24 protein-coding genes and 1 tRNA gene are annotated in these 21,729 nt (G+C 57.9%); 13 read left to right on the top strand and 12 right to left on the bottom strand.

Features of this window, described 5'->3' with window-relative positions; genetic code table 11:
• Nucleotides 1–137 precede the first annotated feature (137 nt).
• From urtE to urtA, 5 genes are all read right to left on the bottom strand, one after another.
• Nucleotides 138–902, bottom strand: a complete 765-nt coding sequence (gene urtE, locus ACVWY9_RS04710; RefSeq protein WP_414331328.1) for an urea ABC transporter ATP-binding subunit UrtE — start codon at nt 900–902, stop codon at nt 138–140.
• A 34-nt stretch (nt 903–936) separates the two neighbouring features.
• Nucleotides 937–1,704: an urea ABC transporter ATP-binding protein UrtD gene (urtD, locus tag ACVWY9_RS04705; RefSeq protein WP_011433599.1), complete on the bottom strand. Its 768-nt coding sequence runs from the start codon at nt 1,702–1,704 to the stop codon at nt 937–939.
• Nucleotides 1,705–1,874: 170 nt separating this feature from the next.
• Nucleotides 1,875–3,083, bottom strand: coding sequence for an urea ABC transporter permease subunit UrtC (gene urtC, locus ACVWY9_RS04700; RefSeq protein WP_457387638.1), 1,209 nt, complete (start codon nt 3,081–3,083; stop codon nt 1,875–1,877).
• Between the two features lie 3 nt (nt 3,084–3,086).
• A complete protein-coding gene (gene urtB, locus ACVWY9_RS04695) occupies nt 3,087–4,244 on the bottom strand; it encodes an urea ABC transporter permease subunit UrtB (RefSeq protein WP_457387637.1) in 1,158 nt (385 codons plus the stop codon).
• A 104-nt stretch (nt 4,245–4,348) separates the two neighbouring features.
• Nucleotides 4,349–5,629 carry an urea ABC transporter substrate-binding protein gene (urtA, locus tag ACVWY9_RS04690; protein WP_457387636.1) on the bottom strand — a complete coding sequence of 427 codons (1,281 nt, stop codon included), beginning with the start codon at nt 5,627–5,629 and terminating at the stop codon, nt 4,349–4,351.
• 397 nt (nt 5,630–6,026) lie between these two features.
• Between urtA and ACVWY9_RS04685 the strand changes: the two genes are divergently transcribed.
• On the top strand, nt 6,027–7,955 hold the full coding sequence (locus ACVWY9_RS04685; RefSeq protein ID WP_457387635.1) for a S9 family peptidase: 1,929 nt from the start codon (nt 6,027–6,029) through the stop codon (nt 7,953–7,955).
• Nucleotides 7,956–7,978: 23 nt separating this feature from the next.
• On the opposite strand, the gene ACVWY9_RS04680 is transcribed toward ACVWY9_RS04685, so the two are convergent.
• Together ACVWY9_RS04680 and ACVWY9_RS04675 are read right to left on the bottom strand one after the other, a co-directional pair.
• On the bottom strand, nt 7,979–8,455 hold the full coding sequence (locus ACVWY9_RS04680; RefSeq protein WP_457387634.1) for an urease accessory protein UreE: 477 nt from the start codon (nt 8,453–8,455) through the stop codon (nt 7,979–7,981).
• Nucleotides 8,452–8,790, bottom strand: coding sequence for a hypothetical protein (locus ACVWY9_RS04675; protein WP_011433606.1), 339 nt, complete (start codon nt 8,788–8,790; stop codon nt 8,452–8,454). Before ACVWY9_RS04675 ends, ACVWY9_RS04680 begins: the two co-directional genes overlap by 4 nt.
• Before the next feature lie 42 nt (nt 8,791–8,832).
• On the opposite strand from ACVWY9_RS04675, the gene ACVWY9_RS04670 reads away from it, so the two are divergent.
• From ACVWY9_RS04670 to ACVWY9_RS04660, 3 genes are all read left to right on the top strand, one after another.
• Nucleotides 8,833–9,159 carry a phasin family protein gene (locus ACVWY9_RS04670; protein ID WP_011433607.1) on the top strand — a complete coding sequence of 109 codons (327 nt, stop codon included), beginning with the start codon at nt 8,833–8,835 and terminating at the stop codon, nt 9,157–9,159.
• 138 nt (nt 9,160–9,297) lie between these two features.
• Nucleotides 9,298–9,900 carry a 3-isopropylmalate dehydratase small subunit gene (gene leuD, locus ACVWY9_RS04665; RefSeq protein WP_414342404.1) on the top strand — a complete coding sequence of 201 codons (603 nt, stop codon included), beginning with the start codon at nt 9,298–9,300 and terminating at the stop codon, nt 9,898–9,900.
• The gene (locus ACVWY9_RS04660) at nt 9,897–10,979 is read left to right on the top strand and encodes an SAM-dependent methyltransferase (protein ID WP_457387633.1); all 1,083 of its coding nucleotides are present in this window, start codon (nt 9,897–9,899) and stop codon (nt 10,977–10,979) included. Before leuD ends, ACVWY9_RS04660 begins: the two co-directional genes overlap by 4 nt.
• Here the strand turns inward: ACVWY9_RS04660 and ACVWY9_RS04655 are convergent.
• A complete protein-coding gene (locus tag ACVWY9_RS04655; RefSeq protein WP_011433610.1) occupies nt 10,955–11,149 on the bottom strand; it encodes a hypothetical protein in 195 nt (64 codons plus the stop codon). The two genes, ACVWY9_RS04660 and ACVWY9_RS04655, sit on opposite strands and share 25 nt — an antisense overlap.
• A 139-nt stretch (nt 11,150–11,288) precedes the next feature.
• On the opposite strand from ACVWY9_RS04655, the gene ACVWY9_RS04650 reads away from it, so the two are divergent.
• The 4 genes from ACVWY9_RS04650 (at nt 11,289) to ACVWY9_RS04635 (ending at nt 13,669) form a co-directional block, all read left to right on the top strand.
• The gene (locus ACVWY9_RS04650; RefSeq protein ID WP_011433611.1) at nt 11,289–11,528 is read left to right on the top strand and encodes a hypothetical protein; all 240 of its coding nucleotides are present in this window, start codon (nt 11,289–11,291) and stop codon (nt 11,526–11,528) included.
• Nucleotides 11,529–11,618: 90 nt separating this feature from the next.
• A complete protein-coding gene (locus ACVWY9_RS04645; RefSeq protein WP_414329493.1) occupies nt 11,619–12,032 on the top strand; it encodes an NfeD family protein in 414 nt (137 codons plus the stop codon).
• Nucleotides 12,033–12,130: 98 nt separating this feature from the next.
• Nucleotides 12,131–12,204: transfer RNA gene (locus tag ACVWY9_RS04640), tRNA-Pro, on the top strand.
• 247 nt (nt 12,205–12,451) lie between these two features.
• Entirely contained in the window at nt 12,452–13,669 is a 1,218-nt protein-coding gene (locus ACVWY9_RS04635) for an RNA-guided endonuclease InsQ/TnpB family protein (protein WP_457387632.1), read from the top strand.
• 18 nt (nt 13,670–13,687) lie between these two features.
• Here ACVWY9_RS04635 and ACVWY9_RS04630 read toward each other — a convergent pair whose 3' ends face one another.
• The 3 genes from ACVWY9_RS04630 to ACVWY9_RS04620 form a co-directional block, all read right to left on the bottom strand.
• Nucleotides 13,688–13,921, bottom strand: a complete 234-nt coding sequence (locus tag ACVWY9_RS04630) for a hypothetical protein (protein WP_457387631.1) — start codon at nt 13,919–13,921, stop codon at nt 13,688–13,690.
• A 130-nt stretch (nt 13,922–14,051) separates the two neighbouring features.
• The gene (locus tag ACVWY9_RS04625) at nt 14,052–15,677 is read right to left on the bottom strand and encodes a TM0106 family RecB-like putative nuclease (protein ID WP_457387630.1); all 1,626 of its coding nucleotides are present in this window, start codon (nt 15,675–15,677) and stop codon (nt 14,052–14,054) included.
• Between the two features lie 61 nt (nt 15,678–15,738).
• On the bottom strand, nt 15,739–16,017 hold the full coding sequence (locus ACVWY9_RS04620; protein ID WP_414408827.1) for a hypothetical protein: 279 nt from the start codon (nt 16,015–16,017) through the stop codon (nt 15,739–15,741).
• 462 nt (nt 16,018–16,479) lie between these two features.
• Between ACVWY9_RS04620 and ACVWY9_RS04615 the strand changes: the two genes are divergently transcribed.
• Complete coding sequence (locus ACVWY9_RS04615; RefSeq protein WP_011433616.1) at nt 16,480–17,328, top strand: ABC transporter ATP-binding protein; 849 nt, start codon at nt 16,480–16,482, stop codon at nt 17,326–17,328.
• 56 nt (nt 17,329–17,384) lie between these two features.
• On the opposite strand, the gene ACVWY9_RS04610 is transcribed toward ACVWY9_RS04615, so the two are convergent.
• Nucleotides 17,385–18,104 (bottom strand): response regulator transcription factor, encoded by a 720-nt coding sequence (locus ACVWY9_RS04610; RefSeq protein ID WP_011433617.1) that lies wholly within the window; start codon nt 18,102–18,104, stop codon nt 17,385–17,387.
• A 474-nt stretch (nt 18,105–18,578) separates the two neighbouring features.
• Between ACVWY9_RS04610 and ACVWY9_RS04605 the strand changes: the two genes are divergently transcribed.
• The 4 genes from ACVWY9_RS04605 (at nt 18,579) to ACVWY9_RS04590 (ending at nt 21,726) form a co-directional block, all read left to right on the top strand.
• On the top strand, nt 18,579–18,959 hold the full coding sequence (locus ACVWY9_RS04605; RefSeq protein ID WP_414349786.1) for a hypothetical protein: 381 nt from the start codon (nt 18,579–18,581) through the stop codon (nt 18,957–18,959).
• Nucleotides 18,960–19,185: 226 nt separating this feature from the next.
• Nucleotides 19,186–19,956, top strand: coding sequence for an SH3 domain-containing protein (locus tag ACVWY9_RS04600; RefSeq protein ID WP_414357377.1), 771 nt, complete (start codon nt 19,186–19,188; stop codon nt 19,954–19,956).
• A 299-nt stretch (nt 19,957–20,255) separates the two neighbouring features.
• A complete protein-coding gene (locus ACVWY9_RS04595; protein ID WP_457387629.1) occupies nt 20,256–21,053 on the top strand; it encodes a DUF4382 domain-containing protein in 798 nt (265 codons plus the stop codon).
• A gap of 151 nt (nt 21,054–21,204) precedes the next feature.
• Nucleotides 21,205–21,726 carry a hypothetical protein gene (locus ACVWY9_RS04590; RefSeq protein WP_414342416.1) on the top strand — a complete coding sequence of 174 codons (522 nt, stop codon included), beginning with the start codon at nt 21,205–21,207 and terminating at the stop codon, nt 21,724–21,726.
• Nucleotides 21,727–21,729 lie beyond the last annotated feature (3 nt).

Here is a 21,729-nt window from a genome sequence, read left to right as displayed (position 1 = left end):
GGCTAACCCTAGCCTATCCCCTCGCAGGTGGACTTCTCGCTTTTCCAAAAGTTTAGGCAAGGTCTCTGGAACATGCAGGATGCCATTTGCCGCTCTCAAAAAAGTTATAGAGGTTTTCAGGCTCTCCAGGTGCCACCTCAGATAGAAAGGTGAGCTCGGACTTTTTCTTCGTCCATTTGGTCAGTCGGCCCCTCCATGATAAGGGATCCATTCTCCATGAGATAAAAATAATCGGCTAGGCTTTGGGCAAACTCAAAATACTGCTCCACCAGCAACACCGAAACGCCCCGCTCCTTTTGAATGCGGCTGATGGCTTCTTCGATCTCGATAATGATAGAGGGCTGGATCCCTTCTGTGGGCTCATCCAGGAGCAAAAGTTTGGGCTCCGCCACCAAAGCTCTGGCGATGGCCAGTTGCTGCTGCTGCCCACCGCTCAAATCCCCGCCCAGCCGTTTAAGAAAAGAACGCAGAATTGGGAATAGGTCATAGACAAACTCAGGTATGATCCGTTCTCTGTCCGGTGCCGCTTCTAGCCCCACCAGCAGGTTTTCCTCAACCGTTAGGCGGGGAAAAATCTCTCGACCTTGGGGCACATAGCCGATACCGGCGCGGGCTCGCCAATTGGGAGGGTAATGGTTGATAGGACGGCCCTCAAAAGCAATTTTGCCTGTGCAGTCTTTCAGAAGTCCCATCAGGGCTTTAAGTGTGGTGGTTTTGCCCATACCATTGCGGCCCAGAAGGCAGACCGCTTGGCCGGGAAAGATCTTAAAAGAGAGATCCTTCACAATTAAACTCTGACCATAGTAAACCCTCAAGTTGGAGACCTCCAGGAGAGGCCCGGATCCATCTCGGGATAAGTTTTGTGTTGCGGTCGCGTTTTCCGTATTCATAGGCCTGCGCATGAGTCGATTAGATACAGAACTATAGCCTCTTTGCTTAGTTTTTCCCCTTGTGGGATCCGAGATAGACCTCAATCACTCGCGGGTCGTTTTTCACATCCTCAAAGGTACCTTCGCACAGCACCGAGCCTTGGTGTAAAACGGTAACCTTGCGGGCAATTTGTCGGACAAACACCATGTCATGTTCGATCACCAAAATGGTGTGGCTTTGGGCTAAGGATTGAATTAACTCTCCTGTAGCTTCCGTTTCTTTGTCCGTCATCCCGGCCACGCATTCATCCAGCAGCAGCAAATCCGGATCTTGAGCAATCACCATGCCGATCTCCAGCCATTGCTTTTCTCCGTGGGAAAGCAGCCCTGCCGGAACCCGATCCTTACGGCTGAGGCCAATGGTTTCCAAAAGAGCATCCGTTTTTTCTCGCAGATGCTTTTTGCCCAATAGGGTGGAAAAAACCCTTTTGTCAGGGTTGAGGGATAGCTCCAAGTTTTCTCGCACGCTCAAGTTTTGATAGACCCGCGGCGTCTGAAACTTGCGCCCAACACCCAAAATCGAGATCTCATGTTCCTTGAGCTTGGTCAGATCTTTTCCTTTAAACAGCACCCGGCCTCGAGTAGGCTTAACCTTGCCCGTCAGCACATCGAGAAACGTAGTCTTGCCTGCCCCATTGGGGCCGATGACCACCCGCAGCTCCCCTTCCTCCAGAGAGAAGTTCAGCCTGTCCAAAGCCTTGAAGCCATCAAAGCTGACGGTGAGATCCTGAGTTTGTAAAATTTGTCGGGTAGCGGTGGGAGCTGCAGTGAGCATAGGGATCACATCCAAGAACGGAAAGGCCAAAGGTCAAACCGGATTCTCAACCCATCAAATAAACCCATCAAATAGGAGAGGAAACTTGGCATCGCTGGCTCACCCATGGGATCCTCTTACCTTAAACTTATATCTTGCACATAACTGACATCCTCAAGAGAAAGCCAGATTTAGGCTGGAGAAGTATTTGCCAAACGCCTGCGCCAAAGCTGAACGGTGACCCAAAGCTGCCTGCCTTGGGTGCGCACCCAACCCACCAGTCCATCCGGCAACACCAGCACCACCAGCAGGAACAATCCCCCTTGGAAAAACAACCAAATTTCGGGAAGATTTTCGCTCAGCAAGCTCTTGGCAAAGTTAACCAACAGAGCCCCCAGCACCGCCCCCACCAAACTGGCCCGACCGCCCACCGCCACCCAGATTACCATCTCAATGGAAAAGGGAACGGCCATCGCATTGGGAGAGATGATCCCAGTTTGCAAGGTAAACAAAGCTCCGGCAACACCCGCCAGGGCAGCAGACACGGCAAACACCAGAACTTTAAAGCCGGTGGGATCGTAGCCGGAAAAACGAACCCGCGGCTCGTCATCTCGAATGGCTACCAGGATCCGACCGAATAGGCCGCTGGTCAGCCAACGACAGAGAAGGTAAGCCAAAACCACCGCCAGAACTGTAGTGACATAGACAGCGAAGCGCATCTCGGACGAGTTGACATCCAGGCCAAACAAAGTCTGGAAGTTGGTCAGGCCGTTGGTGCCATTAATTAAGCGCTGTTGGCCGTTGAAGAAGTTAAAGAAAATAATCGTGGTGGCCTGAGTTAAAATGGAAAAATAAACCCCTCGGATGCGATTTCTCACCACCAAATATCCCAGGGCTGCTGCCACCAAAGCCGGGATCAAGACAACAGCAACAGCCGTAAACGGAAACGAATAAAAGGGATACCAAAACCAGGGCAATTCCGTTACCCCGTAGAGGCTGAAAAACTCCGGTATCTGACCTTCCGGCAATTGCAATTTCAGGTGCATCCCCAGAGCGTAGCCCCCCAAGGCAAAGAACACCCCATGCCCCAGGCTGAGCATGCCGGTATAGCCCCAGATGAGGTCGATTCCCAAAGCTACAATGCTGAGGGCCAGAAACCGCCCCAACAAGTTGAGCCGAAAGCCAGACAGCACAGTTGGGGCCACAAAGATCAAGGCCAGCACCAAAACGATGAGGATCCCGGCCTCCCACAGAAGCTTGCGAGAAGAATTGGGATCCCCACCCGCGGCGGGAGCAGCCACTTCATGATCAGCACGGGGGGAATGAACCAGTTTCATGGGCTTTGTGAGGGAGTAGAAGATGGAGAGTCTGGTCCTAGAGTTTTCGCCAAGCGAGATCATTCCCTAGGCATCCACCATACGACCTTTTTCGGGGAAAAGGCCCCGAGGTCGCACCTGCAAAAAGGCCACGATCAAAGCAAAGACCATCACCTTGGCCATGCTCGTGGTGGCAAAAAAGTTGAGGGTATCGGTCAGGATGGGCACGTTGGAAAAGATCAAAGCCAGCGTCCCTGAGCCGATGACAAAGTTGGCAATCCCGATCCCAAGCGCCGCCACAATACTGCCTAAGAGCTTACCAACACCCCCCACGACGACCACCATAAAGGTATCCACGATGTAGTTCTGGCCGGTGTTCGGCCCCACGGATCCCAGCAGGCTGACCGCCACGCCGGCCACTCCCGCCAGACCCGAACCGATGGCAAAGGTAAGGGCATCCACCTTTTGCGTAGGGATCCCTACACAGGCACTCATGGCCCGATTCTGGGTAACCGCCCGGATGCGCAGCCCCCAGCGGGTGCGCTGCAAGAAGAAGTACAGCCCTAGGATGCAGAAGACAGTGAGGGCGATGATAAACAGGCGGGTATTGGGCAAAAACAGGCTGCCCACCGGGATCCCACCCCCCAGCCAACGGGGAGCGGTCACATCTTTGTTCTGGGCTCCAAACCAGGGTTGAGTGACTGCTAAAGCATAGGTTTGCGCCAGCACCCGCCCCCCCACCGCTGCAATTGCCGTGGAAAGCACCAGTAGCAGCGCCAGCGTCCACCCTTTGAGGCGCGGCCAATCCGTTCGCCTGGCCAAGAGCCACCAGCCGCCGAAAAAGAGCACCGCGAAGGCCCCCAAGCGGAAAGCCAGCACCCAATTGACGCTGCGCACAAACTGCTGCAGGATCAGGCTCACGCCCCAGGTGGCCAAAAGGGTCTCCAAGGGTCGGCCATACAAAAAGCGAATCACCCCCCGCTCCAGGGCTAGTCCCACCAGAGCCGTGACGGCAAAGGCAGCTACCAAAGCCGGGAAGATGTACAGATCCCGCCAGGGATCCCCTAGGGGACGAAAGGCATTTTGAACCACAAAAGTGGTGTAGGCCCCCAACATCATCAGCTCCCCATGGGCCATGTTGATGACCCCCATGAGGCCGAAAACAATGGCCAAGCCCAGAGCGGCTATTAGCAAGACGGTGCCGATGCTAAGGCCGTTAAACAAGCTATCCAAGAGCAAGGTCATCGGCAGGGGATCCTCCTTCCAACTAAACTAGGGAGGCTAACCGAGCATCTAGGCGGGATCCCCGACCCTATCCAAACGGCAAGGGATCCCAGCCCTGGCCAGGACTAGCTGACTTTGACTTTGTAGCGACCGCCCTTGGCCGGATCTGACCAATCGCAGGCAAAGCCCTTGGTCTCTGCCACAAACTGGTTCCAGGGCTGCGGCTCCACGGCATCCGTAGAAAAGATGACATCAAACAAACCGTCAGAGCGCACCTGGCCGATCCGCACATACTTGGTCAGGTGGTGATTGGTGTTCATGGTTACCAAGCCTTCTGGGGCATCAAAGGTCTGGCCATAGGCTGCCTGCCGCACGGCGTCGATTTCCACTGTTCCCGCTTTTTCCACTGCCTGCTTCCAGATGTAAACCATGATGTAGGCGGCTTCCATCGGGTCGTTGGTGACGCGGTTTTGGCCGTATTCTGCCTTGAAAGCTTCCACAAACTTCTTGTTGGCAGGCGTATCCACCGTCATAAAGTAGTTCCAGGCGGCGAAGTGCCCTTCCAAGAATTCGGGGCCGATGGCCTGTACCTCTTCTTCAGCAATGCTGACGGACATGGAAGGATAGCGATCTGGCCCCAGCCCTGCCCCTTCCAGTTGTTTGAAAAAGGCCACGTTGCTGTCGCCGTTCAAGCTGTTGTAGATCACACCGCCATTGGGAAGAGCGGCCCGGATCTTGCTGATGATGGGGGTAACTTCTGTGTTGCCCAAAGGCAGATAGTCTTCACCCACCACCTTGCCCCCCAGGGCTTCCAACTGGGCCTTGATGATGGTGTTGGCCGTGCGGGGGAACACGTAGTCGGATCCCACCAGGAAGAACTCTTTACCTTTATTGTTGAGCAGCCATTCCACGGAAGGCTCGATCTGCTGGTTGGGGGCAGCGCCGGTGTAGAAGATGTTTTTGGAGCACTCTTGTCCTTCGTACTGCACGGGATACCAGAGCAGGTGCTGCTTGGATTCAAACACCGGCAACACGGCTTTGCGACTGGCCGAAGTCCAGCAGCCGAATACCGTTGCCACCTTGTCCACATCGATCAATTTGGTGGCTTTCTCGGCAAAGGTTGGCCAATCGGAAGCCCCGTCCTCGATAATCGGCTCGATCTGCTTGCCCAAAACCCCACCGGCGGCATTGATCTCTTTGATAGCCAGCTTTTCCGCATCCACCACGCTGGTTTCCGAAATGGCCATGGTGCCGCTGAGGGAGTGCAAAATGCCAACGCGAATGGTCTCTCCCTGGGCGTAGGCGGGCACGGATCGCTTCACCCAGATCTGCGGCCCTAGGGCAGCCCCGGCTCCGGCCAGAGCGCCCATTTTCAGCACTTGACGACGATTAAATGATAGAGCCATCGGTGATCTCCGAAACGAAGTGAGTGCAAAGGGTATTAAAAAGTCCAGTTGTTGCAGCAGCCCGGCCAACAGAGGGAAGCACTTAGCTCATCACCTCGCCCATGTGTTAAATTTGCCCAACTGCAGTCGGCTGAGGCTTTCACCGAATGCCTTCCCAACATCAACAGAGGAAAAGGCTAATCCTGCAGTCGAGAAAGCGTTGTGCATCCCTGTTGCCTTAACGTGTTCCATCAAACCCATTCAGCCCGGAGAGAATTGTATCGCGGGATACCTTTTCCCAGAATCCGAGCCTGTTCTCGGCTCCCTTTCCCCACAGGCTGTAGGCAAAGGCAGGGATCCCTTGCTGCCGGCATAATAGGGGTTCTGGGGTCGAGAATTAGTTGAGAGTTAACAGCTTATGGTGCAGCAGGCCGGCTATGGATCTTGGCGATCCCCGATTACCGCTGACCTGGTGGTGACGGGATCCCTGCGCTTGGGACAGATGGTTTGGGATCAGGGGGATCTCTACTGGACGGAGGGTCGCCCACAAGAGAAGGGGCGAAACGTGCTGATGCGGTGCTCTGCCGACGGGATCCCTGTGGAACTCACGCCAGCACCCTTCAATGTGCGGACGCGGGTGCATGAGTATGGGGGTGGAGCTTATTGGGTGTCGGCAGGGGTAGTGTATTTTTGCAACTTCGCTGACCAACGGCTCTACCGCCTGCTGCCGGGTTCGGATCCCCAGCCCCTGACGGAAGCAGGCCCCTATCGCTACGCCGACGGGGTGGTGGATCGGGCGCGTGGACGCATCCTCTGTGTGCGGGAGGATCACAGCCGCCAGGGAGAGCCGGAAAACAGCCTTGTCTCGATTGACTTAGCAAGTGGATCCCAGCAGATTTTGGCCTCTGGGCACAATTTCTACGCCAACCCTCGCCTCAGCCCCGATGGCCAGACCTTGGTATGGCTGACCTGGGATCACCCCCAGATGCCCTGGGATGGGACGGAACTGTGGCGAGCAGAGGTGGCAGCAGATGGCACTCTAGGAGAGCCCCAAAAGCTAGCCGGTGGCCCTGCCGAGTCGATCTTCCAGCCCCAGTGGTCACCGGAGGGGGATCTCTACTTTGTTTCGGATCGCAGCGGCTGGTGGAACCTCTATCGCTGGGATCCCCAGGGCCCCATTCCCCTCTGCCCTATGGAAGCGGAGTTTGGAGAGCCGCAGTGGGTGTTTGGCCTGAGCACCTACGGCTTCTGTGGCGATGGGCGCATCCTGGCCTGTTATGAACAAGACGGGCTGTCTCATCTGGCTTATCTGGATCCCCATTCAGGACAGTTGGCAGGGATCCCCTTGCCCTACACCCAGATCAGCGGTTTGCAGGTAAGTGGGGAAAAAGCCGCTTTCCTGGCCGGATCCCCGACGGAAGCCACTGCCTTGGTCTGCCTAGACTTACCCTCCAGCCAAGTGGAGGTGGTGGCCCGTTCCAGCAGCGTGGCGGTGGATCCCGACTATCTGTCGATCCCAGAGCCCATTGTTTTTCCCACCGGTGGCGGCAAGGAAGTGGCCTACGCCTTCTTCTATCCCCCCAAAAACCGAGACTTTGTTGCCCCTGCTGGCGAAAAGCCACCCCTGCTGGTGAAAAGCCACGGCGGGCCCACCGGGGCGACGGCAGCCGTGCTCAACCTAGGGATCCAATACTGGACCAGTCGGGGGATTGCCGTTTTGGATGTGAACTACCGTGGCAGCAGCGGCTACGGACGGGCCTATCGGGATGCTCTCAAAGGCCGGTGGGGCCTGGTAGATGTGGAAGATTGCATCGCCGGATCCCAATTTTTGGCAGAACAGGGCAAGGTGGATGGGGAACGGCTGCTCATTCAAGGGGGCAGCGCTGGCGGCTATACCACGTTGGCGGCCTTGACCTTCCACAGGGTCTTCCGAGCAGGTGCCAGCTACTACGGGGTGAGCGATCTGGAAGCCCTGGCCCAGGAGACCCACAAGTTCGAGTCTCGCTACTTGGACAGCCTCATTGGCCCCTACCCAGAGCGGCGGGATCTCTACCGGGAGCGTTCCCCCATTCATCACCTGGAGGGCCTCAATTGTCCGGTTATCTTCTTCCAAGGGTTGGAAGACGCCATCGTGCCCCCCAATCAGGCGGAGAGGATGGTGGCAGCCCTACGGGCCAAAGGGATCCCAGTGGCCTATGTGCCCTTCGAGGGAGAGCAACACGGCTTTCGCCAGGCGGCCAACATCAAACGGGCTTTGGAGGCAGAGCTTTACTTTTATGCCCAGGTGTTGGGGTTTCCGCTGGCAGAACCTCTTGAGCCGGTTCGGATCGAGAACTTGGACATCTGATGATGACTGCTCAATGGGTCGAATTAATGGCTGTGGGCCAACAGGTTGGGCTCGAAGACCTCCATCTCCAACCGAAACGGGATCCCCATGTGGGCCAGCCAGTCCTGCAGCGGATCATCGGCCAGCGCCAGGATCTGTCCTTGGAGAGAAACGTGGGCCGGGCGGTGCCAATTGCCCAGTTGATGAATCACCTGGCCCATCTGGATGGGGTTTTCAGGTTGAATCAAGAGCACCGGTTCGGGTTGGGCTTTGACCCGAATGTGTCGCTGCGCATCCGCATAGAGCAGATCCCCATCGTGAAGATGGGTGCCCCGAGGCAGCATCAACTGGATCTCGGTGCCCCAGTCGCTCACCAGCCGTTGCCGGGATCGCTGGCGGTCGTGCCAAGTGAGGGCAACCACTTCCAAGTGGCCGGGGATCCCCTCTGACGGCTCGTCCAGCAGTTGCGTCACCGTAATGGCCGCGGGCTCCTCTCCCGCAGCATGGGCATCTTCGCTCATGTTAGGGACTCCAGATATTGGCTGAGGTCTTCTTGAAGGCGAGAGAACTCCACTTCGGTGGAAAGGCGCAGCACCTTGGTTTTCAGAGTCACCAGCACCTTGGCTGCGTGGGGGCCAGCCCAGATGTTGGGGTTGCAGAACATCTCCAAGCTGAAATCTTCAGTAGGGTAACGAAACTCAACCGGCTCCTGAGGCTGCTGTCGGGAACGGATCTTGAGTCGCTCCAAGAGGATTTGCAGAGCCTTGTGCCATTGTTGTGCCGCCTCAGGCGAAAGGGAGAAACTGGCCGAGCCGGTTGCGAAGTTGAGGGCAAACTGAGGAAAATGGGTAGTCATGGAGGCCCGTACCGTTCGCGAAGCGTCCTTTGGAGGGCAGCATTGGACAACAACAGTATCTTACGTCAGCTCTTGCTAATGGGCGTGGGCACAACCACTCTGCTGGCAGAACAGTTGAGAAAGGCTGCCGACGACTTGGTGCAGAAGGGGCAGCTCAACCCAGAAGAGGCATCCAATGTCATCAACAACCTGCTCAACCAGGTGAAGGCCGAGCAGAGTAACTTTGAATCCTACGTTCAGCGGCAGGTGCGCAACGTCCTGCAGGATCTGGGCGTGCCCCGCCAATCGGAAATGGACGAGCTGCGGGGGCGGCTGGATCGGCTGGAGCGGCAGGTGCGCAATTTGGAGAATCAGGTTTACCGCCGGTAGCCGAGCCAAGCCTTCCCCTTTTGTCGTTGAGGCTGGCCCATCTGCAGCCGGGCAGGGTTTTGCCGAGCATTCCAGTCCCCTGAAGCCGATCTCCAGATCAAGTCCAAAGATCGAGTTCAGAAGTTCATCGAAGTTCCCATGTCAAGCGAAGTTTTGACCGTCACAGGCCGAGGGATCCCCCTGCTGGGCAACGACATCGACACCGATCGGATTATCCCGGCCCGCTTTTTGAAGTGCGTCACCTTCGACGGCTTGGGCCAGCACGTGTTTGCCGACGACCGCGCCCAGGATCCCGGCCAACACCCCTTCGATCAACCCCAGTACCAGGGAGCCCAGATCCTCGTGGTCAATGCCAATTTTGGCTGTGGCTCCAGCCGGGAGCATGCCCCCCAAGCGCTGGCCAAATGGGGGATCCGCGCCCTCATTGGCGAAAGCTTTGCCGAGATCTTCTTCGGCAACTGCTTGGCTCTAGGGATCCCTTGTGTTACGGCACCCCCGGCTGTGATTCAAGCCCTGCAGAAGGCGGTGGCGGAAAATCCCCAGCTCCAGTTGACGCTGGATCTGCCCAACAAACAGGTGCGCTGGGAGGCAAATACCGCTGCTGTGGAGATCCCCCAGGGAGCCTGGCAAATGCTGGTGCAGGGCACCTGGGACGCCACAGGACAACTGCTGGCCGCCCAAGCCCAGATTCAGCAAGTAGCCGCTTCTTTACCCTACGTGCGTTGGCAGCGAGCCCGTTGAGCAATCCTCTCCCCCCTGATACCCATACATGGCTGGGCAGTGCTGACCCAGATTTTCTGGATTTGGCGATCCGGGAGATAGAAGCTGCGGATCCAGAGGCTGCCGTGCAGCGGCTAAAGGAAGCACCTGGCTTGGTATGGGTGTGCAGCCAACGCTCATTTGCTGACCTGGCTGAGGCTTGGCAAGCTGACCCGCCCATTTTTTTACGCCACATCTGCCCCATTCACCAAGAACGGCGGCTGGCCGAGGGATCCTTAGTTGAATTGCGCCTTGATGGGGAAATGTTGGCAGCCATTGACCCCGCCCTCAGCTTTTCGGTTCAGACGCGCCTGTTTGGAGAGCCGGCTCTCAAGCCCTTCCAGGTCAATGAAACCCTGGCCGAACAGGTGATCGCGGCGGTGGGATCCCCCCTGGAGGTCAAAGACCCACAGCAGGTGATCTCGGTGGTGATCCTGGCTCAACCGATGGGCATTCGCGCTTGGCTGGGCCTATCCTTGGCTGCCCAGAACCTCTCCAACTGGGCCGGTGGGATCCATCGCTTTCGGCGGGATCCAGAGCAAATCAGCCGCTCCGAGTTTAAGCTGCTGGAGGCCATCCAGGTGTTTCAGATTCCCTTGGTGCCGGGGGGACAGGCTCTGGATCTGGGGGCAGCACCGGGGGGATGGTCGCGCATTTTGCGCCTATATGGCCAGCAGGTCACAGCAGTGGATCCGGGGGACTTGGACGAGCGCCTCAGCCAAGATCCGGGGATCCGCCACCATTGCCTCAGCGCCCAAGCCTACCTGGCCCGTGGCCCAGGCCGGTTTCACCTGATCCTCAACGACATGCGCATGGATGGCCCGGCTTCCGCCCACCTGATGGTGGCTTTTGCTCCCCATCTGCAGCCACAAGGGAGAGCTGTGATGACCCTGAAGCTACCCCACCAACACCGCCTGCGGGTGCTGCGGCAAAGTCTGGAGATTTTGGGTAGTGCCTTCCCCCTGGTGAGAGCCCGCCACCTGTTTCACAATCGCAGCGAAGTCACCCTCTACTTGCAACAGGGGATCCCTGCCCCTCAATCTGCCGTTTCCACCACCTGAATCTCCCGACGGAGCACCATTTCGCGAATGGACTCCAGCAAGCCTATCTCTTCGGGGGAGATTTTGCCGTCCGACCGGATGGCGTTGACGATTTGATCCACCTCTGTGCGGGTGAGCTTTTTGTCTTCCAGCGCTCGATCCACCAGCGCTTGCAATTGCGAAAACTCCATAAGGCTCCTCTTGCTTGAACAGGTCTTGTCGCCTCATCTCCTCATCCAAGCTACCCGCCCTGACCCAAATCTCCTGCAAGCGCAAGATTCTCTTCAGGTATCCTAAAGAAAACGTGAAACCCACCGAGAGGAAGACATCATGGCTGGCCCGGATCCCAGGAGCACTGCGCACGATTGCGCCACCCTCTGTCGAGATGGCTGTGTCTTGGGAGAGGACTGCCCCCACCGAGAGGCGGCTCGCCAAGCCGTGGCCTTTGTCATGAGCACCGACTGGGAGACCTTGATGCGGATTGCCGAATCCAAGAACCTACCCAAAAGCTCCCCTCAGGAAGAGATGGATCCCCTGCAGTTTTTGGAGAATTACCGCTTGGGCGGGTAAGCCCCAACCAGTCTCCCTAAGGACAAGGGATCCCTGCTGAGGATCCAGGGGTTTTGAGCCATACTGAATTTGGTGGGATCCCTGGATTCTATGGTTTGGCCTTGGATCGTCATAGGGTTAGTCCTCATTTCTGCCGAATTGTTTTTGCCAGAATTGGTTGCCGGCTCGGTGGGGCTGGCGGCGCTCTTGGCAGGGCTTTTGGCTTATTTGGGGCTGCCGATCTGGGTACAATTTGCCAGCTGGATTGGGGCATCGGTGGTGTTGATTATCCTCAGTCGCCGTCTGGTGCCCCATGGATCGGTTCAGGTAGAGGAATCTCGCGAGGCGCGGGCAATCACCCCCATTCCCCCAGGCGAACGGGGGCGGGTTTCTTATCTGGGTTCCACCTGGAACGCCAAGTGCAGCATTCCCAACCTGGAAATCCAAGCCGGACAGGAGCTCTACGTGGTGGAGCGACAGGGAAATACCCTCATTGTCATGCCGGCCAAGATGCTCAAGTCCTGACCTGGACAAATGTTTGTTTCCCTTGTTGCCTTGAGCGAGGGATCCCTGCTTGGGTGTGCATCAGAGGCGGGGATCTGGCATAATCACAAAAGCTAAGCCGGGATGTAGCGCAGCTTGGTAGCGCATCTGCTTTGGGAGCAGAGGGCCGCAGGTTCAAATCCTGTCATCCCGATCCTGACTGCGACGGGAATTGAGCCGTTTACGCTATTGACCGAGAGTTTCCCACCTATCCAGAGCCCCGCAGCCAAAACCCGCATCTATCGGCAGGGGTGCAGTCTTTGTCTTGAAGGCGCAAGAAGCAAACTCTTCGATTCTTCGATGCCATGAAAGAAATGGGCGGATCAGCTAGAAATCGCAGGAGCCCCGCACTGTACCCGTAGGGTCAGTGCCGGGAGGAATGCGGAAGTCACAATAGAACCATGACCCAAGTCCTGACCGTATCCTGCAAGCTCAAGGTGTCCCCGTCGCAAGCCGCCAAATTGGACGCGACTTTGGAGGCTTTTGGCCAAGCCTTGAACTGGGTCAACCAAAACACACCCGAGAAAGTCGCCAACGCCGTTAAGCTCCAGTCTCTGTGCTACCGCGAAATCCGTGCCCGGTTCGGCTTGTCCAGTAACTTGGCAAGGACTACGTCCCGCTTACGCGACCAGCAGGTCTGCAGACGGCTGGCCGGCGCCCGTAAAGTTGCCCGACAGAAAAACCGCCCCGTCAAAGCGTTCAAGGGGGGCTTCGCTACCTACGATGCACGTATCTTTTCGTTCCGCGAGAAAGACTGGTCGGTGTCGCTGACCACGGTGGAGGGTCGGGAGCGCTTTGAGCTGGCGATTGGCCGCTACCAGAGAGAACGGCTGGCGGGCTCCAATCCCAAATCTGCCACTCTGGTCAAGCGTAAAGACGGCTCCTACTCTATTCAGATCTGTGTGGAAACGGAGCCATCCCCACCGCAACGCACGGGTAGAGTGCTGGGGGTGGACTTGGGAAGGACAGATATTGCCCATACGTCAGAGGGGGATAACTGGAATGGACAGCAGTTGAACCGAGTCCGAGACCACTACTCTCGATTGAGGGCGGCACTCCAACGCAAAGCCAGTAAGGGCACACGCAGTTCGCGGCGCAGATGCCGTCAACTGCTGCAACGGCTGTCTGGCAAGGAGAGGCGCTTTCAGGCGTGGGTCAATCATCGCATCTCCAAAGCTATTGTCTCTAGGGCAAAAGCTACCAACAGCGCTATCGCTCTGGAAGACCTGACAGGGATCCGGGAAAGGGTCAATCAACAGCCACGCAGCAAAACCGAAAGGCGCAGGGCCAACAGTTGGGCGTTCTACCAACTACGTCAATTTCTGGAATACAAGGCGAGGGTTGCAGGGGTTTCTCTGGTTCTTGTGCCGCCTGCCTACACGTCGCAGACCTGCCACCGGTGTTTGCACATCCATCCCGATCCTGCGCAATCCTACCGCAGTGGTAAGTCGTTCAAGTGTGGGCACTGTGGATGGGAAGGGGATGCGGATTTGAATGGTGCGAATGTGATTGCGCTCTTGGGGGCTGCCGTAAACCAGCCTAGAGGTTCGGGCCTGTTTTGTTCTCTGGTAGAGCAGAGCAGGCTCAGGGCTACTGAAAGCCCGCTCCGTACCGCTTAGCGGTCGGAGCCGGGTAGTTTACGCAGCCAAGCGGGATCCCCCGTAGCCAGGCCAAGGAGAAGCAAGCACAAAAAAGGCAGGGTTAACTTGCCCCCGCCGAGAAGATCGAGAGTTGAGAGCTTGCTCTCGTTGTCGTAATCGTTGCATCAAGGCGCGGTTCCGCTTGTCCAGTTGGCGCTTGCGTGCCGATCCCCCACGACCGCGACGGTTTCTGCCCTGATGGCGAGGAGATTCATGAGATTTCAACAGCATGGGATTCCCTTAATGAACTAAATGGGCCTGTCTAATTCTAAACGAAGCCTCAGCCATTGACCACAAGACCGGCAGCGCAAGCTGCGGCATTTGCGGCTGGGGATAGGCCGTCTTTGTCAATTTATTCGCATCATTCGGCATGGAGGACTCCTTGGGACAGCCAGTCTTTTAGGCGGTGGGTAGCCCGGCAGTCATCCTCGTTGTAGATAAGCGAGTGCTCCAAATATCTGCGCTCCCGAGTTTCCAGCCATTGGCTATACCAATAAATGGACTGGGCGCCATTGGCATCAGGCAGACGCCACTGAAACCCCAACCAGCGGGCGATGTTTTTCAGGGAATAGCTCTCGATCGGCAGCACCACCGAGCGTTGCACCCAGGCCTGTAAATCCACAAAGCGCTGCAACAACTGCCGCAGCTGTCGGGGATCCGTGCGGTATTGCTCCCCCAGCCGTCGGCAGGTCTGCACTTCAAAGCCGTGAAAGTGGTAGATGGGAGCGTCAGGATAGCGTTGTGCCAGTTGCAAGAATTGCTCCCAAGCTTGCCTTTCTTCCCGCGGCTCGGCGGCCAGGCAACTGTGATAGCTCGCAACCTTTTTCCCCTCGGCTTGCTCCACCACCAGCAGGCCCAGCAGATAGGCGACGTTGTGGCGGGGATCCGCCTCGATATCGAAGTACAGCTCTACGGGTGTGGTGGGCAGGGTTTCCGGGGGGGATTGAATCCAGAGAGGCTGCCGGCTGAGGGTGGCACGGGCTTGCAGCTGCAGTTGCAGGGCCACGCCGGATCCCAACTTGGGAATGGCTTGCAACCTATCCAACTGAGCGTTGGCCAGGGCTTCAATCGAGTGGATCCCCGCCTCTTGCAAAAGGGGATAGCGGGATCCCGTTACGCCCGGCAGCAGGCTGAGGGGTTGAGCGGCGGCGTTCAACTGGCGACAATGCTCCCGCCAGTGGCAAAGATGGCAGCGGCTGCGGGCCATGAACACCTGCGGTGGTTCCGGCTGGTTGAGGGAGTGCAGGTACTCCTGCAGCAATTGCCGCACCTGTGCTCGTCGGCGGCTCAGGTGGACGGGGTGCCACTTCCCATCTTTCAGGATCAAAATGCCCCGCTTGGGAACGTTTCCCTGCAGGGATCCGAGCAGCTCTGCCTGCAAAGCCAGCAACAATTCGTATTCCGGTTTGGGGCGTTTGCCGATACGAATATGAACCGGCAGGTAAGAGGATCGGGCGGCGTGGCGACTTCTGCCAACGAGAGCGGGATCCCGAATCAGCAGATCCAGGGAGCTGCTCACCCAAACTGAACGTCCCTCTGGAACAGCTTCAGGCGGCAACGCAAGAGCGGGCACCATCTCGCAGTCTTCTGGGGCAGGGATGGGATCCCTTGGAGAGGAGGAGTGAGGGACAGGTTCAGAAGCAAGCTGCAACAGCTCTGCCTCAGCAGTACAGTTGAGATCTTCCTGCGGTTGCCAAAACAGCTCTGCGGCAATCCGTCCGCCGTAGATCCGCTCCGCCCCGTCGGCCATGGCTGCCAAGAGAGCTTCATTGCCCGGCGCGATTCGTTCTCCGGGGAATCGCTCAAACACAGCGGCTGCCAGGGCTTGGCGATCCCGCCGCCATTGCTCCAGCAGGTTGTCCGGCGGCAGCTTGGCCTCTTGAGGGCCAAAGCGATCCAGGTAAGGCAAGCGTCGGCAACGAAAGAAAGCAAGCAGCTCCTCAGCCTCAACAGAACCCTGTCCTGCTGCTGCAACCTGGCACTCCAACGGTGGAAAACCTCAGCTCTGCTGCCATTGTGGCACGCCCCCAGGCTGCCTTTGGGATCCCTCAAGACTTGGGATCCTGAGTGGGCAGGAGATGGGCGATGATCCGCTCAATCGTCTCAGATTGGCGACGAGCTGTATCGGCTTGCTGTTGACATATTGCCTTTAACTCTCCCAGCCAAGTGCTCTGCTCCTGGGATATCAGCACCTGTTGTTGAACAATGGCTTTCAGATGGGTCAGGTCATCCTTGACGAAGCTGACGGTCTCGGCCAAGGTCAACACAGCCCCAACCAGGCGATCCAGCCGGAAGTCAATTTGGTCGAACCGGTCTTTGCTCTGCATTTTGCTCAGATCAGATTCAGATTGGTTAGTAGAGGGTATCGGTGGGCGCTGAGGGAGGTCGCTTCACTGAGAAGAAAGCCCCAGTCTGACAGCCAGACCGCTCAAGCTTGTGTCTCTATTGTTACCCATACGTACAGATACGTACAGATATGCCATGAGCTATCCAGCCCAATTTCCCCTTCCAGAGTCTGTACAGGTGTTGTCTTGGGAGTGCGGTTCACCCTTCAGACGCAATGTGTACTATTTTGCAAGATCCAGAGAAAAACCCCAGAGAACGAAATCACAGCCACGCAAAAGCTCAAGAGACAACCCAGACTGCTGCCAGCAGCAGGGATCCCTGGTAAGACCTGCAGCTTGCTGACACGGCTGGCGTATGCTGGAGAATAAAGATTTCTTTACACTTTACCGGAGCGGACTGTGACAGCTCTTTCGACGGCCCCAACCTTGCCCCAAACCAAGACGGTGGCGGTGGAAATGCAGGGGGTGTGGAAGCGCTTTGGGCAGCAGGTTGCCGTTCAAGATTTGAGCCTGCAGATCCCCCAGGGGGAAGTGTTTGCCCTGTTGGGGCCCAACGGCGCCGGCAAATCCACCACCATCCGCATGCTTACTAGCCTTACCCGACCCAGCCAGGGATCCATCCGGGTGGGGGGGTATGACGTGGTGCGGGATCCGGTGGCGGTGCGGCAGCAAATTGGCGTAGTTCTGCAGCCTATCACCCTAGAGGCAGAGCTGACCGTTTGGGAAAACCTGGAGTTCCACGGGCGTATGCACCACATCCCCAACCCAGAGCGGCAACGGCGCATCGATGAATGGCTGGAGTATGTGCGGCTGGCGGATCGCCGGCAAGACAAAGTGAAAACCCTCTCAGGGGGAATGAAACGACGCTTGCAGGTGGCCAGGGCGTTACTGCATCGCCCCCAGATTTTGTTTTTGGACGAGCCCACCGTCGGGTTGGATCCCCAGGCGCGGCGGCTGTTGTGGGAGATCTTGCGGGATCTCAATCGGCAGGGCATGACCTTGCTGATTACCACCCACTACATGGAGGAGGCAGAAGAGCTGTGCGACCGCATCGGCATCATGGATGGGGGAAGGTTGATCGAGTTGGGCAGCACCGAGCAACTGCGGGCCAAGTATGGAGAGGCCCTGCTGGTGCGATCCTGTCCTGGCCGGGAGGTGGAGTACACCTTTTTCCCCAGCTTGGCGGAAGCTCAGCGGCAGTTGGAGGCAGAACCCGACAAAACCGGCCTCATGGTGCGCCCGGCCAACTTAGAAGACATTTTTGTGCGTTTGACAGGCCGCCGCTTGGATTAACGGGCCCTCACCCCTGGCCCCTCTCCCAACGTGAAGAGGGGAGAGTTATTTGGGGGTTAAGGTTTTTCCTCTCCCCATCCCTCCTTCGGAGCGGGGGGCTCAAACTTGTAGCCAACTCCACGCACGGTGCGGATCAACTCCGGTTGGCTGGTATCGGTTTCCAGCTTCTTGCGAATTTGGCCGATGTGGACATCGACCACCCGTTCATCTCCCTCGTGGTTAAAATCCCACACCTCTTGAATCAGCTCAGCCCGTCGCCAAACCCGCCCCGGATGTCGAGCCATAGCATAGAGCAAATCGAACTCCAGTGCTGTTAAGTTGATCAGGCGCTGCTCGCGGATGACTGCTCGGGTTTCCGGGTCGATTACCAAAGAGGCAAAGGTCAAGACCGGTGCGCTGGCAACTTCGGTCTTCATGCGTTGCCGCCGCAGAATGGCTTGCACTCGCGCCTGTAACTCCGGCAGGCTGAAGGGCTTGGTCAGGTAGTCATCTGCCCCCAACTGGAATCCGTGCAACTTATCAGCAGGGCTGACGCGGCTGGTCAACATCAACACGTACACGCCGGTCTCTTTTTGCATTTGCTGGCAGAGATCGTAGCCGCTCACATCCGGCAAGTTCAGATCCAAAATTACCAAGGCCGGCTGAAAAGCGCGCAACTGCTGTAAGCCCTCGGCCCCCGTCATCGCCACCTCAACCGAATACCCCTGCCGCTGCAAGTACCGCTGCAGTAGAGCACAAATGCTGGGATCATCATCGATGATGAGGATGCGTGACATGGCAGCTTGGCACTCTCGAAGTCAGCAGGAGACAAGGTTGCAGGGCGTTGGGGTGTGGGGATCCCTTCGGCAGCTCATGGGCAACAATCGTGCAGAGGCGATGGGCCCTCGGCTCGCGGGTGAATAAAGAGCCCTCTCAACAGGGCAAGCTTGACCCCAACCTCGGCTGGAAAGGGCCACAGGCGCAGGCAATTCATGAGTGATTGAACACTTAAATCTTATTTCAAGTCTTTACGTATGGGGTCGCGCGGGGAGTTTATCCTTGCCGAGGCCGCCCTCCTGTGCGTAAATCAACGGAGGCTTATCCAAGAATCTTGGGCATTATCTTCTTACTGAGTTGCCCAAGGGGAAAAGTAGCGTAAGGAGGATCCGTCAAGCAAGATCCTTAGCACCTGGAGTTAATCTGGAAGCCGTGGCGCTTCCGTTCCTGTCTCGAGGTCTGGCCTTAGTGTGGGCGGTTTATCCCGGAGGCTTATGTACACCAATCCCGATGAAGTCTTCCGCAAAGATGTCTGGTTGGCCCTCTTCACGTGGGGGATCCTAGAGTTGGCTTGTTTCGTGATTATCCCATTCACCGGAGCCTACGCATTCTCGCAAGTGGCGGCTTGGCTGTGGCCCTCTTTGGTTTTGGGGCCGGTGGGGGCGGTGGTGGTGGCTTTTTGTTCTAAAGTGGTGCTGGCTGCTAACAACATCCCGGATCCCAGGAGAAAAAAAGCCCAGCGGCAAGTGGCTCAGGTGGTCAGTCTTTTCGGCTTTCTGGGCTTGGCGCTGCCCCTCCTTCTGGCAGGATGGGTATTTGGCCGAGAGATTTTGACGACCGACTGGCAGAATAAGTTCACCAACACCAATAAGTAGAAGCTAATCTCCGACGCCCTTGCCCTCTGGGGTCGCGTCGCCCCGTCAGCGTTGCGGTTCCTCTGCACAGGCCTAGCAAGAGCGCTGCGGAACACGATACATTGGGATGCAATCACGTCAGCGTTGCGCAGCAGTCGTGCTCTGGCTTTCGTAAATCCCCGGTTTTGACGGGGATCCCATCTTCTCTGCGGATTCTTGCCTGCAGCATTGCGGGAAGGTATTTCGGATGGCTAACTACCCGATGCGAGGCCGTTCTTCTCCTGCTTCTGGCGGTTTTCCCTTGGGCACCTTGGTGGTGGTGAGTGTCTCGGTTGGGGCTCTGGCCGCCTTGGCTTGGCAGTTGTGGCAGCTCGTCGCCCCCATGTTGGCCCCCCCTGCCCCGCCTCAATTTCCGCAGGCCGTGCGCTTGGATCCCTTGCCCCGCCCAGCCAGTTTTCCCTCTCCCCCCTCTGGCCCTGCTGCAGGCACTGTTGACCCTGAGGGATTTCCCCCCGGCAGCCGTGGGCGGGTGATCGAGCCCATTGGCCTGGCCATCCGCAGCCAACCTTCTGCCGATGGAGCCTACCAAGGGGGAATTGTGGTGGGGGAAACGGTGACGGTGTTGGAGTACAGCGCCGATGGTCGTTGGCAACGGGTGCGGCGGGAGTTGAATGGACAGGAGGGCTGGGTGCGGGCTGGCAATTTGGGCCCTGTGGATGGTGCTTCAGCTTCAACTTCTCCAGCTCCCACGGTTGAACCCAACCCTGAATCAACTCCTTTGCCGACTCGACCCCCCACGGCAGCAGTGGTTTCCCCAGGTGAGCGGGGACGGGTGATCGAGCCCATTGGCCTGGCGCTGCGGGCCACTCCAGAGCGGGAGGGAACCTACATTGGTGGTGTGCCCATGAACGAGGTGGTGACGGTGCTGGGCCTCAGCGAAGATGGCCGTTGGCAGCGCATTCGCCGTCAGAATGGGCAGGAAGGTTGGGTGCGGGCGGGGAATCTGGCGCAGGAGTAGCCCTTGCCATAGGCATAGCCCTACAGATGCCCTGGTGGGGGATTGTAACACCAGGGAAGCCTGTGTTTCGGTAGAGCAGTGCCGTTTGCGTCATCGGGACCGAGTCCTTGGCAGGGGAACTGGTGAAACACACTCCATTTCGGCTTGGTGCTTCAACAAGGGATCCCTGGGGCAAGGGGTTAGCTTTACCCTTTCTGGCCCTTGGGTTGGCCTTCTCTCTAGGCGCCTGCCGACCGGCTTCTAACGCTGGAGCGGAAAAGGTCAGGCAGGAAGCACCCCTAGCCCAAGCAAAGGCAGAGATGGGTACTCTGGAGTTTTGGGCCAACGGCGAGGACTTCATTCGGGAGGGGTTTGTCTCCAAAGACGGCTGGGAACTGAGCTTTGAGCACGTGTACGTGACGCTGGCGGACATAACCGCCTACCAAACCGATCCGCCCTTTGATCCGGAAGGAAATGCAGATTTGCTGGCACGGGCATTGGTCAGCCTCTCCGGCCCCATCACGGTTGATTTGATCACGGCTCCCCCGGCGGAGCGGGCCTTACTGGGATCCCTAGAGGCACCCCCTGGCCACTACAACGCCCTGGGGTGGCGGCTGGTGCCAGCACTGGAGGGGCCGGCAAAGGGCTATTCCCTCTGGATCGAAGGCCAAGCCCGACCGACAAAGGAAGGGGCTGGGGAGATTCCGTTTGTGCTCAAGTTCAGCCCTGAGGTGGCCTTCACCTGCGGAGAGTATGTGGGGGAGGAGCGCAAAGGCTTTGTGCGCGTCGGCCAGGTGGCAGATCTGGAGGTCACCTTCCATTTCGACCACCTGTTTGGAGATGGAAGCTTGCCCCCCAACGACAGCCTCAATCAAGCAGCTCTGGGGTTTGCCCCTTTGGTGAAGTTGGATCCTGTCTCCCTGGAGCAGCGGCTGGCCGCGTCGGCGGCGCGGAGCACTGGGGGGGGATCCGACCTTCTGGAAGTGGACTGGGGGGATCTGCAGGAGGGATCCCCTGCGGCTAAGGCCGTATTGGAGATCCTGCACCACTTGGGCCATGTGGGGGAAGGCCACTGCCGCGCTGCCTCTGGCCCTGCCCAGACAGAGTCTTCGCCCTGAAGTCTTGGCTTTTCTAAGACCGGTCGCCTGCAGAGCGTAGAGATTGTCGTCTGTCCTCAGCTAACCAATGAACCGAGTCTGGCCAAAACTTTGGATCCCTTCCTGCCGACTGAGCCTGATTGCGGCGTCGCGTCAGCGATGCGGAGCACGGTTGAGCTTGCTGGCTTTCGGCCTGCTCCTGTCTGCTCCCGCTTGGGGCCACGGGGTGGAGGCCTCTTGGCGGGCAGTTCCCGCTTTTGAGATCCAGGCCCGCTACGATTCTGGCGAACCGATGCGTTCTGCGCAGGTAACGGTGTTTGCGCCAACGGATCCCACTACCCCTTGGCAGGAGGGACAGACGGATGCGCGGGGACGATTTCTGCTGCAGCCGGATCCCAACCTGACGGGCCTCTGGCAGGTGCGGATTCGCCAGGCGGGGCATGGGGTGTTGGTCAACGTGCCGGTGGGCGAGGAGTTCCCTCAGACAGAAGGGATCCCCAGCGCTTCCCCACCCTTTGGGCCTTTGCAGCGGGGGGTTATGGCCGCCTGTGTCATTTGGGGCTGTCTGGGCACAGCTCTGTTCTTCTCCAGGCCCCGTCAATCTGGTTACGCAGCGGTGGAGAGCCCACCGGTTTCGGGATCTCCAGGGTCAGGAATCTCAGGCTCCCAGGCTGGCTCCTCTGCTCTGGAGTAGGAC

The sequence above is a fragment of the Thermostichus sp. OS-CIW-31 genome, assembly GCF_054060305.1.
The sequence above is the reverse complement of the archived record's forward strand: the minus strand, read 5'-3'. Positions and strand labels throughout refer to the sequence as shown.